Source organism: Virgibacillus sp., assembly GCF_013393565.1.
Taxonomy (GTDB): domain Bacteria; phylum Bacillota; class Bacilli; order Bacillales; family Amphibacillaceae; genus Virgibacillus; species Virgibacillus dokdonensis.
This window is the reverse complement of the sequence record NZ_JABXHF010000062.1, coordinates 1-13,444: the sequence shown is the minus strand read 5'-3', so window position 1 is coordinate 13,444 and position 13,444 is coordinate 1. Positions and strand designations below refer to the sequence as shown.

Sequence of the window (13,444 nt, the reverse complement as noted above, 5' to 3'; positions counted from 1 at the left end):
ATATAGAATACTATAACAACAAACGAATCAAGGCAAAACTAAAAGGCCTGAGCCCGGTACAATACCGAATTCAGACTTTAATAGCTGCTTAGTAAAATTATCTGTCTAACTTTATGGGGTCACTTCATATACTGGTGGTTTGCTCTGCGGCTGGAAGTTTTACATAACCGTTGGCAAAGTCAAGAGTTTTCGAAACCATAAAATAAAGAGAAAGAGTTCCCTAGCTTCTTTCTAGCTTCAAAAATATTTCTCTTTAAAAAGGCTTAGTGCTCTTTGTTAATTTTTTCATAAATTCTTCCAATCATTTCATTTGTCTTTGATGAATCGATACCTCTTCTTACAGCTGTTTCAATAACAACATAGAGTATGAAGTAAAAGATTATGCTACATATTATAAATAAACTTAATGATATTTCCATTCTTACACCTCAAATATTTTTCTACTACAAACACTTTATCATAATTATTCAAATAATCAAATAAGATTATGAGGTATGTATCTCTTTTTATCTTACAAGGATAAAGTTATTGTTGTACTTGGGAATTATTTTAAGTTTTAAACCAACTGTGTGTTGTACTTCTTACTGACAATAGCATGCTCCACCCACATCTAAAATATCAATTTCCTTAAATTCACACATTTAACAATCTATACAACGATGGGTTGAAATCTAAACATTTATCTGTAAGGTTTAATCACCAAAAGTAAATAAGGCGCATACGGAGTAAGGAGTAAAATCGTGCGTCAAAAGCTAGAGCAAAACAACATTGGCATGCATCACATACAACCGCCATTTTCAATATCGAAGCAAAACTTACCAAATCAACTATTGTAGAAAAACAAGCCTGCATATCCACTCACTCCTCCCATGGAATGCGCGTTATCATCATGAACGATACCTCGTTTATACCCACCTATGCACCCGTTATACTCCGTTGCTGCATAGCGTTTCGGTCATTTCCAAAGGTAGAAAAATTTTTCTTTCTACAAAGGATTCAAAATATTCCACAGTTTTTCCTCCACTAAATTGTAAAGAATCATAGAGTTAAGGTCGCTATATAACACTTCTTTATTTAACGTATATGTCATTTTTTCCTTGCAAATTTGCTCAAGTACTTCCTCCCCCCCAAGTCCTTCTTTATAAAAGTGGCGATGTGCTGCTAATCCTGATGTGTGCGCTAGTACATGCCCTAGTCGAATGCTTTCTTTTCCATTTTGTGCAAATAAAGGGTGAAAAAAGCTAACCAAGTCATCCAAACGCACTTCTCCATTATCGACTAACTTTAAAAAGGCGGTAAAGTGGCAACTACTTTGGTAAGGGAGGTGAGATCAAACATTGTATTGAGTTGCAACGGAGCTTGGGTTGGATAAACCACGCGATTACCTATCGCTTCCTTGAGCACTACTTCATTTTGATAAGAAACTTGTATAACGACAGCAGGTATATGCTTCAGGTCCATTTCTTTTTGCAGAACATCTAAAACTACTTGTCTCATGAATCGCCTCCTGATTCCAATAGCTTTTTAAATGAGGTATAGCTTTTCCAAACCTCATAACCTAGCTTTTTATAAAAATCTACTAGTCCCGTCCAATCAATAACAATCTTTTGTATACCCCGGTTTCGCAGTTCAGCAATTCCCGCTTCCACTACTGCCAAACCATAGCCTTGCCCACGTTCTAAAGCATCGATACCTAATGGCCCTACGCCACCAAGTGCTGTTTCAAATAACGGAGCCCAGTAGACATTTTGAGCAATAATGGGTGAATTGGGATCGTTAATTCGACAAAATCCAATGAGTCGTCCACGTTTTCTCATGACGACAAATTCACGACCTGTTCCACCAAATTCAAAATACTTTATTGCTTCATATTCCCATCTGCCTGGAAAACAACGATGTAAAAAAGCTAAGAAATTCTTCTTTTCCCTTGTATGAAGTACAGAAAAATCGATTTCTGGAAAGTCAGGCTTTGTAACTGTGGTGGTCTTATTGTACGTTTTTAATAAATCATGCTCCGTTCCATATGCTTTATACCCTCTTGCGAAAAACCACTGTTTTGTTTGTTCATTATGGATTGGAATACCCGGAAAGTAATGCCAAGGATCACGGCCTAGCAAAATTTGCTGTATTCCTTGCTTATGTAAAACTTCTTCTGCATGTTCAAGCAACTTTGTCCCAATCCCTTTATTTCTATATCGATGATCTACGAGAAGCACTTGAATCCAGCCTGTTGTTTTAGACATTTGCACCTGAATCTTTTCCTGCCACACTTTCACAATAATGAAACCGATAACATCATTGTCATTATTTAAGACAATCCATGAACTATCACGACACACATTTTTATCTTGAACGCTATTTTGTTTAAAAAGGGAATCACGCATTGGGAATGCAAGCCCTAACTCCCGATTCCACAGATTTATCAACTTTTCAACATAAGTTTCGTCCCAAGCTACTGTTTTCATCTCATCAGCTTCTTTCTCGATTGATGGTAGTTCTCTACAAATGCAACCGCATCAATGACGACATTTTTTACTTTTAAGACGGCGAACCACCCCTAACGACAGGCTCCACTTTTTGTAAGACTAGCTGTACATCCCTTTCCTGTGTAGCAATTGATCTGAAATAAATCAATCTAGCTAAATATACCACCTGCTAAAACAATAGGAATTGGCTCTGCTTGATTAGAAACATGTTTTAACTAGAAGTAGATTCTCCCATTCCTAATTCGTCCACATTCACGCCCTGCCCTTTGCTTTCGCCCCTCCGCCATCAATACCTAAAAAACACATCATAATCGCCCCCATGAGAAAAACTTGGCTTGTCAACAAGTCATATGACAAAAGTCTTCTTTGTTTTTCTTCTACCATCAAAACTAAAATTTTACTTTCCTGTAGTAAAATGAAAGGATTAACCCTTCATGAGCTAACCCTCCATCTACCATTCAAATTATATTTTCACCATTGCCATTTAAGGAAATCAACCGCATCCCTCGTTGCCCCTAAATGCTTGACACTATCCTCATATTGTAACGAAGCAACACACATAAAGAGGATGTCAATAACTTGCAATTGGGCAACCCTAGAAGATGTAGCTCCGCTTCGAAAAGTCGGTTCATTTGTCGCTGACGTATATAAATTGATCTTCGCTTGATCGCCTACATTCGAACTTCCATACTTGGTTAAACTAATCGTCGTAGCTTGATTTTCATTTGCTAATTGTAATATTTTCGTGATCTCTTGCGTTTCCCCTGAAAAAGAAATACCTACCACCACATCGTCCGCTGAAGTATTTGCCACGAGCGTTGCAGCCATATGCATATCTTTAAAAGCATATACTGTTTTATCAATGCGTAAAAATTTATGCTGGGCATCTTCTGCAGCAATACTGGAAGCACCTACCCCAATAAAATGGATCTGCCTAGCTTCTCTCAGTGCATCGACTGCTTTTTGTAGCTCCTCTGTATTCAATAAATCAGCTGTTTCCCTAATAGTTTGAATGGAGTTATCGGTCATTTTTTTAATAATAGAACTTGCCGATTCATTCGGTTGGATATCTTGGTAGCCTACATGATCATCTGGCTTTTGTAAATCGCCAGCAATCCTTAATTTTAAATCTTGAAATCCTTTCAAATGAAGTGATTTACATAAACGTATGACTGCTGCACCACTCGTAGAACTCCGCTTTCCTAACTCATTTGCTGTTAGCGAAATCGATTCTTGTGGATGATCTAAAATATAAGCTGCAATCTTTTTTTCAGAAGGAGGTAATTTTTCCAACATCTCCGTTAATATAATTAAACCACCATTTGTCATGCTATCAACTCACTTTGTATTTTATTTCTTTTTTCACTATAGTAGTTTTATCGTATAAGCAAAACGACGTCACCCTATCAATTTGGCTATAAACCAGTTTTTTCTAATCTTCATTGTATAAGGATAGCCCACGTTATAATAGAATTTATGCTCCAGCAAAGTTAGTGTTTACGTAGGTCGAAACCACTTATTGGTATAAAAGATACGGTTCTCTTACTTGTCGAAAAGATTCCAATTCATCTTCACAAGCATTTACAAACACCTTTGCCTTTTCTTCTAAAATAAATTGTCTGAGCGATTTTGTTCCAGCTAATAAATCGAAAAAGTATTTATTGTTTTCATTCGTTATAAATGAAAATGCATCTGGGTAAAGTGAAGCTACAATTTCAAGTAATAGGATACCTGTTACTACAGAGTTTAACAGATGACGATCTTCTATATGAAGTTGAACGCCTCCACATAATTGATTCTTATATTTTTGATAAAAAGGTGTAAACGATGTCGGTCTGGCTAGCACACCAGGGATGTTTCTTTGATTAAAAGCGCTAGCTAATATTTGCCCATCTATAAACGGAGCACCAATAACTTCAAATGGTTTCGTTGTACCTCTACCTTCTGATAAATTCGTCCCTTCAACGAGACAAGTCCCCGGATACAGCATACTCATATCCAGTGTCGGCGTGTTGGGAGAAGGTGGCACCCAGAATAGACCAGTCTGATCAAAGTACATCGTTCTCCTCCAACCAACCATATGAATCACCGTCAATTCACAATAATAACCAAATACATGTTTAAATAAAACAGCAAGTTCGCCAACTGTCATGCCATGCCTATTCGGAATTGGCAAGAGCCCAACAAAAGAACGAACATCTTCTTCTACTACATTACCTTCCATTTTTATACCGCCGATTGGATTAGGTCGATCCAGCACGACAACATGCTTTCCTTCTTCCATACACGCTTCCATCACGTATGCCATCGTATAAATAAATGTATAATACCGCGAACCAATATCTTGTAAATCAAAAACAATGACATCTACAGGTTCAAGCATCTCTTTTGTCGGTTTTCTAGTCGTTCCATAAAGACTATACACTGGTAGCCCCGTATAAGGATCAACAGTTGAAGTAACCTTTTCCCCTTCTTTAGCGTCCCCTCGTATACCATGTTCAGGAGCATAGAGTGCAGTAAGTTTAATATGTGGGTGATGGTAAAATAAATCAATAGCAGGAATTAACTGTTGATTTACCCCCGTCATATTCGTTACTAGACCAATTTTTTGATGTTTAAACTGCTTGTATGCTGTTTCTAAAAACACTTCCAACCCGAGCTTCATATAAAGTGTCCCCACTTTCATCTCTATCTGGAAGATAAAGTAAAATCATGTTCAATCTCCTGCACTTTAGCAATACGATCTACCTTTTTTATTATGGAAATATCGTTACAGGAGATGTACCACTTACTTTCTCCTTGCCAAAAACTGCTCCCGCTGCTACCTGTAAAGCGGGATAAGTAAATTCATATGTGTTGATATATGCTTTCACTTGTGGGATATACCGCAAGTCATAGGGGCTTCGCATGGCAATAACGACAAATGACAACTGAGCTTGCGCTAACTTTTCAACTAGCGTTACCTGCTTACTACCTATCGTAATGGTCAACGTACCAACAAAAATAAAGTCATAATGATGTGCTTTAGCAACGATTTCTTCTATATTAAGTGCTGTCATATCATCCGTGACATCTATCTTGTCAACTTCTTTATGATAGCTCTTTACTGCTTCATCTAGCGCATGTGTCGTATGCCGTTTATCTTCCACCCCCATCGTCCCTCCATCGTTTGGCCAAAGGACAAGCACGCGATCCTTTTCCTTTAAGGAAACCGGGATAACGTTTTCATTTTTAACAACCGTTATACTTTCCTTATACATTTGATAAGCTATCTCCTCGTGTTGTTTACAGTTTATAACTTTTGGAACCGCCTCTTCACCCACAAGCTGGATATCATCCCAATGTAAGTATTTTTCCTTTAGGGAGTCTATTCGTCTAATGGATTGCGTAATAAAACTTCGATCTAACTCATTTGCTTCTATTAACTGAATGATTTTTTGAATCGTATCTTGTTGTTTGTTAGCTGTATGAGAAATTATAAGTAAATCAACACCAGCTTTGATAGCCTCCACGGCACTCTGTTCTGTCCCAACTCCATTGGCAATTGCACGCATCTCCAAACAGTCTGTCGTTACAACGCCGTCAAATGCTAATTCCGTTCTTAATAATTCAGTAATGACCTTTTTAGATAATGTAGCTGGAACACCTTGCTTTGATTCAATAGCTGGAAAATACACATGTGCGGACATCACCGTATCAGCGCCAGCGTCTATACTTGTTTGAAAAGGTAGTAGCTCAACTTTTTTTAATCGTTCCTTATGATGAGAAATAACGGGTAAATCAAGATGGGAGTCCACATTTGTATCACCATGACCAGGGAAATGTTTTAATGTCGTTATCACGCCACCATCTTGCATTCCTTGCATCATTTGCCTACCAAAATCTGCGACCATTTCAGCTGACTCTCCAAAAGAGCGGACACCAATAACAGGGTTATCTGGATTATTATTCACATCCAAAACAGGTGCAAGATTCCAATTAATCCCCAGTGCTTTTAGTTCCTTCGCAGTTGCTAGCCCGATGTGATAGGCATTCTTAGGATTATTCGTGGCACCTAACGCCATTGCTCCAGGAAATATTGTTGTTCCTTCACCTAAACGACGAACGACCCCATTTTCTTGATCTACACATATAAGTAACGGATGGGTATAGCCTGCTTTTTTTGCTTCTTTTTGCAAGTCTGTCGTAAGGCGAAGCACCTCTTCCGGTGTACCGATATTTCTACTAAAAAGGATCATACCGCCAATATGGTATTGATGCATCATTCTCCTAATATAGTCAGGAACTTCCTTACCCGGAAAACCAATAACCAATAATTTTCCTACTTCTTTCACAAGGCTTTTATTCATGGAAAACACCCTCTGGTATAAGTATATTTAGGCGCTGCTATTTGCCTATTATTTCTAACATTTTATTTGTTTCCTAATCAAGATTGTATACGTGTTTGAATCCGTCGATTTTCACTACAGGCGGACGCTTTCTTCAAGGCTGCTTGAGCCTCTTCACACGCAAAAGCCAAGCTTATGCTGTTCTCAAAAGAGGAACCACCTTGCATCCAAGGGACTGATTACCTGCTCCTATTATTACTAGCTATCCATTTCTTGGAGGTTTATGAGATGTTTCTAGATAATGATCTTCGGATTATTTAAAACAATTCTTGCTTCTTGTAGGTGTAGCCACATTATAAAGACTCTTTCCCAGTGTGCGTACGGACTTCATATACGTAAACTGTACACCTTGGTCATTCAAACTTGGATGTAGCACTTTTTAAACAAACCGCTTGTGCAAAAGATTTTTTCTTCTCTTTTATATTAGCATATTTATCCGCTTACCAAAACTTTATTTTATTTTTTAAAAAATATTCCGATTTAACATTTCAATGATTGTCCTGCTATCCTTCTACAATGGACTAGCGCTAACAATTCTATGATAGAGATTTCTTCCTAAAGATCCCGCAGGCATTTGGTAAGGCCCGTCGAAATAAAGACGATCTTCTGCTAACTCTTCTATTACAACAATTTCATCTGCCAACCACTTTTTGATACGATATTGAACCGTATCCAAACGTGTAATCACTCCACCATATCGTATTTCAATGATTTCCCATCCAAACGGCTTATTCATAGAAAACCATAAATCTCTATGTGTATCTCTTAATTCAATGAGTTCCTCCTGTAACACTTTTATTTGCTCTAAATACATTTGCATATTCTCTTTATGAACGGTGTCGTATGCCTGTTTGATATGTATCCCGAGTTCTGCCTTGGTACTTAATACTCTCGCCAACTGCTCATAAAAGGCAAATAGAGAAAAAAACGTTGGATTGCGTTCTTTTGCTTGTGTTAATTGCGGGATCATTTGTTCATAATGTTTGCCTAAAGATAGCCCTTTAATATTTTCATCATATAAGCTGAGCAAAATATCTTGCCACAACAAAAATTTAGAAGGATTTGACGCATGTAAATTATTTTCCGAAACACCAGGCGTTTCATCAAATTGATGTAAAACCATAAAATCGTTATAATTAGCACCTACACAGCACGCGAATCTCGCTTGCCATGTTTTAGCATGAACGACTTGATGATACGTATGCTTTGCAAAAAGTTGTAGCATTGGCAATGCGGTTGTCATTGGCGTTTCAGCCCCGTTATCTCCCCACATTGTAGCAAAAACTTCCTTTACTCCTTCTTTTTTACATGCTGTTAAGGCTGCTTCTGTCGTTTGTATAGCTTTTCCATAGTTTGGAGCAATACCATTCCAAGTCCAAACCCCACCTGCAAATACTGAATTTGGTTTCAGAACTTGATGTCTTTTTATAAACGTTTGATAGAATGCTTGATCGGTATGATAGTAGTCCCAATAAACGAGCTGAACATCAGGAATAGACGCCACTACATCATCAGGTATCTCTGCTTCCAGGTCATAATATCCACCAGTTTTTGATCCAAGTCGAAAATACATATCACTCCAAAGCATTGGTTTTAAGCCAAGCTTTTCTGTCATGGCAACAACTGCTTGCAAATGTTTAGTCATAATCGCAAATCGCTGTTCATAACCATTTCTTTCTAAATATTTTCCGAGTCCTAACTGATGTGCTTCATCCATCCCGATATGTATTCGATTCGATTGAAATGGCTTGGAAGCAGCCGTTATCATCGCCTCGATAAAGGCATATGTTTTCGCCTCCCCTACAAGTAAAATATCCGCTGTATCCTTCATCTCTCCAGCATAATTCCACTTTAACGCTTCTGTTAAATGAGCTAGCGTCTGAATACATGGGATCATCTCTATCCCAAGGGTAGCAGCATATTGATCGCATGCTTTCAACTCATCCTCTGTATACCTCCCACGCATATAACCAAAATAGGGGTATTCTTCTACTTCATACGTATCTTCTGTATAAATCATCAGCACATTTAATCCCATTACTGCCATTTTTCGTAGCATGGCTTTCATTTCTGATACACGCATTACCGCATTTCTCGAAGCATCTAGCATAGCTCCGCTGCTATCGAATTGGGCTTCTTCTACCAATTCAAATTCTTGCTTTAGTTGGTACTGCTCCAGCCACAAACCTAACGCTCTAAAAAAATGAATCGGCTTTTCAAAACAGATTTGTCCGCTATACTGGTTTTTGGAAATATAAATAGAACCTTTTCTTTGTTGTACATCAATTGGAAAACCATTCGTATCATCTATGGAAAATCCTAATTCTGTCGAGAGTATTTTCAAACCAGTATATACAGCGCTTACATTTCCAGCAAACTGTACCTTCATTTCTTCCCTCTCCTTTGATTGACACAAAAAAGTAATTGACTGTATCTTCAGGCTATCCATTATTATCATCATATCACAAATAAAATTTAAATGAAATTAATATTTAGAAATGTTTCATTTTTCTGTAACTTAATTTCATAAAACATATAAGTATACATAAACAAGTGGTGCTTGATTAAACCTTTTGTGAGAAAATTACTTTCTACAGTAGGTGGTGCTTGCTTATTAAAAGTTGTATTGGTTTCTCACGGTAAAATAAAACGACAACATTGACATTATAGTGATAATGGTTATTTTATGGAATGACTTATCGCATCAGCTATCTTATAATAGTTATAGAGGATAGATTAAAATTGAGTTGGGTTTGGTGCGAACCCCAAGTGCACATAAAAACCCTGGGGGATTCGCACCAAAAATTTAATTGTTTTTTTCTATAAAATGGAATAAAATAAAGAAAAACACATATGTTTTTGTTTTCCCCTCTAAAAAATAGTTAAAATAGTTAATTTAAAGCATTTTTAGGAAATTTACAGGAGAAAATCGCAGTCGCACCTTGTATAGGTGCGTGGATTGAAATGAAAAGGAGGACGAATAGATGACGAAACAAAAAACGTCGCACCTTGTATAGGTGCGTGGATTGAAATTGGGACCATATGCCAGAAGTTTTGTAGTGTACAATGATTTCATTTCATAGGCAAATTCGCTTAGAATCTGGAACCTAACCTCCTCATATCCCATAAACTTTGATATATAGCAAGAAGAAAGAAAACGAGAGGGCTACTATCAGAACTTGATAATCCAATAATCGATAAGATAATGAATGGTACCGTACTCTATTTTTACCATCCCCAAAACCCCTAGCTTCTATTGCCATAGATAACTGCTCTGCACGAATAACTAATGACGTTAACAACGGTATTAAAATACGATTATAAGTAAGCAACTTCTTTCTTAATGATAATGTTTCCATATGATTTCCCTTTGCTTTTAAAGCTGTTAAAATCTGTTGTAATTCCTGTAAAATAGTTGGTATAAAGCGGATTGCAATGATAATCATTAAAGCGAATTTTTCAACTGGAAAGTTTAATTTTGCTAATGGTTTCATGAGCGCCTCCAATCCATGTGCAAGCGTCAATGGTTTAGTAGTAAATGTTAAAACAGATGCTAATAAAATGAATAGTATAATTCGTAATGTAATTCTTATTCCTTCTACAATCCCCTCAACAGAGATAGTTAAAAAATAGACATCCAAAATAACATGAGATCCTTTTGTAAGTAACATATGGTATAAGAATGTAACTATTAAAATAAAAAACAATGGCTTTATAGCAAGCACGTATACTTTAAACGGTACATTTGTCAAAATTAAAATAAACAGCACAAAAAAAATTGCAATCATATAACTCATTGTTGATTCTAATGTAATAAAACTTAACATGATAATTATCAGACTTAAAATTTTACTGCGAGGATCTAAATAATGGATAATAGAATCTCTTTTTACATATTGGCCAAGGATAACAGAATCCATCATTGATGTAACCCCCTTTTATGCAAGATAGGAATAGTTGCTTGGAAAATATCCGCTTCCTTGCATCCATCCACAAGCACTGACTCCCCAGATAATTGTCTAATTATTTGTAAAAGCTGAATCGTTTTTGGAAGAATAAGTCCTGCTTTTTCTAGTAATAATGATTTTTCTAAAAATAAAGTTTCTGTTTCAAAATGACCGATTAATTTACCATCACCAAGTATTAGCGCCTCATCCGAATATTCAGCTACATCATCCATTTGATGAGAGACAATAATAACAGTACGATTATCTTCTTGCTGCCAGCTTTTTAAGTAGTTTAATAAATGCTTCCGCATATATGGGTCTAATCCAGCTGTTGGCTCGTCTAAGATGAACGTCTTTGGGTTGGTTACGAGGACGGAAGCTAATGCCACTAATCTTTTCTGACCGCCACTTAATTGAAATGTCGCAAGTGGCAAAATCTCTTTCGACAAACCTAATTGTGATAACGTATGGATAATCGTCATTTCTATTCTTTTTTTGGACATATTCATCTGCTTTAATTCAAAAGATAATTCTTTATAGACCGTAGTTTCAAACAACTGATGCTCTGGATATTGGAAAACAAACCCTATATGGCTAACCACTTTGGCTTTTCCATGTTTATCTTTCGGTGCAGGTTGCCCGTTAATAAAATACTCTCCATAGTCTAGAGGAACCAAACCTTTTAGAGCCTGAATAAACGTAGACTTTCCTGCTCCTGTTTGCCCAATAACGGATATCCATTTCCCTTCTCCAAGTACACAATGTATATTTTGTAAAATAGCACGTTGATTCAATTGAACGCCTACATTTTTGAATTGGTACCCCATTTAGAATAAATCATCCCTTTCCAATCCTTCGTTATTTTTGTATTAGCGTTAAGTTTTTGCTGAAAACGGATTGCAAACGGCAAGCGTAAACTATATTTTTCAACAGAAAATGTTTCAAATAATTGCAATGATGGGCCGTCGTATTCAATTACACCTTCATGAATAAGTAAAATCCGCTCTGCCTCTATGGCCTCGTCCATATGATGAGTGATGTGTACAATAGTAACCCCTTGTTTATGAATCTTATGTATTAAAGACATCATTTGTTGTCTTCCTTGTGGATCAAGCATAGAAGTTGCTTCATCAAATATAATTAACTTAGGACGCATAGCTAATATTGCTGCAATAGCGACTCGTTGCTTCTGCCCCCCTGAAAGACTATGCGGTTGTTCATGTGCATACTTTTCCATGTCAACAAGTAACAAAGATTCTTTTAATCTAATTTCCATTTCTTCTTTTGAAATACCGATGTTTTCAAGTCCGAAGATAACTTCATCCATCACACTTGTTGTAATAAATTGATCTTCAGGGTTTTGAAATATGTATCCCATTTGTTTCTGAATAATGGTTCGCTCAACTGGATTGGTTGTAACAAGATTATCAAAAAATATTTCTCCATCTTTTGGTAGCAACAAACCATTCATTAATTTAGCAATAGTTGATTTTCCACATCCATTTTTACCAACAATAGATATAAATTCTCCTTTTTGAATGACAAAGTTTATGTTTTTTACAACTGGTTGATCTTTCTTATAATGAAAATGAACTTGATCGAATATAAGCATCTACTCTTCCTCCGCTACTACTTCGACATGGACAATTCATTAGCGTAAATCCTCTGTTACTAGATATCCTTTAGCTGCAATTGAACCATCTTCAAGCAGGACAACCGCCTGTATAAATTGTTTCCTCTCAGAAAATTCAATATCTATCACTGTATCTACATATATCGGTCGATAAAATTTCATGTAATAATCCACCAACCACTTAGATGGATATTTTATTATATATGCCGACTGCACACGCCCCATTATATACATGCCATGTATAACTGGTTGTTTAAACCCTAAAATTTTTGCTTCCTCTTCTTCTAAATGTATCCTCGATTGGTCTTTTGAAACAGCTGCATAGGCTTTTACTTCCTTACTTGTTACTTTTAACTTCAGTTGAAACACCCACCTGTTTTAAAGTTATTGTAGAAACTACGCAAATACAATTATTATATTTGCAGGTTAGCTCGAATACAAAAAATGTATACGTATCTAGCTTTTTTCTTTTTACAAGAGTTAATTCACAATCAAGTACCATACCAGAAACTAAAGGCTTACTATAGATAAATTGTTGACTTCCATGTATCACAACACAATTATGAAGAGGTGGATTTGGAAAACATTGCCAAAATATAGCTGGCATCGTCGATGGCGCAATAAAGGCATTATTCTTTTGTTGCAATGGCGCTCCAATACTTCGCGCATACCTTTTTATCCAAGCATTTGTCAGTTTAATTTGCTGTCTATATCGCATAATTTACACCTTCAACCAATACAGCTAGCCCTATCCCTCCACCAATTCCAAGTGTAGCAATCCCTTTGTTAAACGGGTTTATTTGCATTTCTGCACATAATCGCGTTATTAAAATAGCTCCTGAAGCGCCATATGGATGTCCAATGGCTAATGCACCTCCACCTATATTAACTTTTTGCATATCGATCTTCAGTTTTTTAATACACGCTAACGCTTGAGCAGCAAAAGCTTCATTAAATTCTACAAGATCAATATCGTCAATACGAAGATGT

At 36.6% G+C, this 13,444-nt stretch carries 12 protein-coding genes and 1 pseudogene; 1 reads left to right on the top strand and 12 read right to left on the bottom strand.

The genetic code is table 11. The features are described from left to right. On the top strand, positions 1 to 92 hold a 92-nt coding region (locus tag HLX49_RS13140; RefSeq protein WP_296362419.1), incomplete at its 5' end, for an IS3 family transposase. 893 nt (positions 93 to 985) lie between these two features. Here HLX49_RS13140 and HLX49_RS13135 read toward each other — a convergent pair. The 12 genes and pseudogenes from HLX49_RS13135 to HLX49_RS13080 form a co-directional block, all read right to left on the bottom strand. Continuing rightward, the gene (locus tag HLX49_RS13135) at positions 986 to 1,258 is read right to left on the bottom strand and encodes a serine hydrolase (protein WP_164085293.1); all 273 of its coding nucleotides are present in this window, start codon (positions 1,256 to 1,258) and stop codon (positions 986 to 988) included. A gap of 26 nt (positions 1,259 to 1,284) precedes the next feature. Further along, a complete protein-coding gene (locus HLX49_RS13130; protein ID WP_077706016.1) occupies positions 1,285 to 1,497 on the bottom strand; it encodes a serine hydrolase in 213 nt (70 codons plus the stop codon). Further along, entirely contained in the window at positions 1,494 to 2,465 is a 972-nt protein-coding gene (locus HLX49_RS13125) for a GNAT family N-acetyltransferase (RefSeq protein ID WP_296362416.1), read from the bottom strand. The genes HLX49_RS13130 and HLX49_RS13125 overlap by 4 nt, the downstream gene beginning before the upstream one ends. 492 nt (positions 2,466 to 2,957) lie before the next feature. Beyond that, a complete protein-coding gene (locus HLX49_RS13120; RefSeq protein ID WP_077706018.1) occupies positions 2,958 to 3,815 on the bottom strand; it encodes a MurR/RpiR family transcriptional regulator in 858 nt (285 codons plus the stop codon). A gap of 187 nt (positions 3,816 to 4,002) precedes the next feature. Beyond that, positions 4,003 to 5,151: an exo-beta-N-acetylmuramidase NamZ family protein gene (locus tag HLX49_RS13115; RefSeq protein ID WP_101932539.1), complete on the bottom strand. Its 1,149-nt coding sequence runs from the start codon at positions 5,149 to 5,151 to the stop codon at positions 4,003 to 4,005. Positions 5,152 to 5,242: 91 nt separating this feature from the next. Continuing rightward, positions 5,243 to 6,835: a beta-N-acetylhexosaminidase gene (nagZ, locus tag HLX49_RS13110; RefSeq protein WP_296362411.1), complete on the bottom strand. Its 1,593-nt coding sequence runs from the start codon at positions 6,833 to 6,835 to the stop codon at positions 5,243 to 5,245. 550 nt (positions 6,836 to 7,385) lie between these two features. Then, complete coding sequence (locus HLX49_RS13105) at positions 7,386 to 9,263, bottom strand: beta-N-acetylhexosaminidase (protein ID WP_296362409.1); 1,878 nt, start codon at positions 9,261 to 9,263, stop codon at positions 7,386 to 7,388. Between the two features lie 727 nt (positions 9,264 to 9,990). Further along, positions 9,991 to 10,797 carry an energy-coupling factor transporter transmembrane component T family protein gene (locus HLX49_RS13100; protein WP_296362407.1) on the bottom strand — a complete coding sequence of 269 codons (807 nt, stop codon included), beginning with the start codon at positions 10,795 to 10,797 and terminating at the stop codon, positions 9,991 to 9,993. Further along, positions 10,794 to 11,648: an ATP-binding cassette domain-containing protein gene (locus HLX49_RS13095; RefSeq protein WP_296362405.1), complete on the bottom strand. Its 855-nt coding sequence runs from the start codon at positions 11,646 to 11,648 to the stop codon at positions 10,794 to 10,796. Before HLX49_RS13095 ends, HLX49_RS13100 begins: the two co-directional genes overlap by 4 nt. Continuing rightward, positions 11,624 to 12,433, bottom strand: coding sequence for an energy-coupling factor transporter ATPase (locus tag HLX49_RS13090; RefSeq protein ID WP_101932543.1), 810 nt, complete (start codon positions 12,431 to 12,433; stop codon positions 11,624 to 11,626). The genes HLX49_RS13095 and HLX49_RS13090 overlap by 25 nt, the downstream gene beginning before the upstream one ends. Before the next feature lie 39 nt (positions 12,434 to 12,472). After that, entirely contained in the window at positions 12,473 to 12,823 is a 351-nt protein-coding gene (locus tag HLX49_RS13085) for a MaoC family dehydratase (RefSeq protein WP_296362403.1), read from the bottom strand. A gap of 338 nt (positions 12,824 to 13,161) precedes the next feature. Further along, a pseudogene (locus HLX49_RS13080) lies at positions 13,162 to 13,444 on the bottom strand (acetyl-CoA C-acyltransferase); the annotation flags it as partial.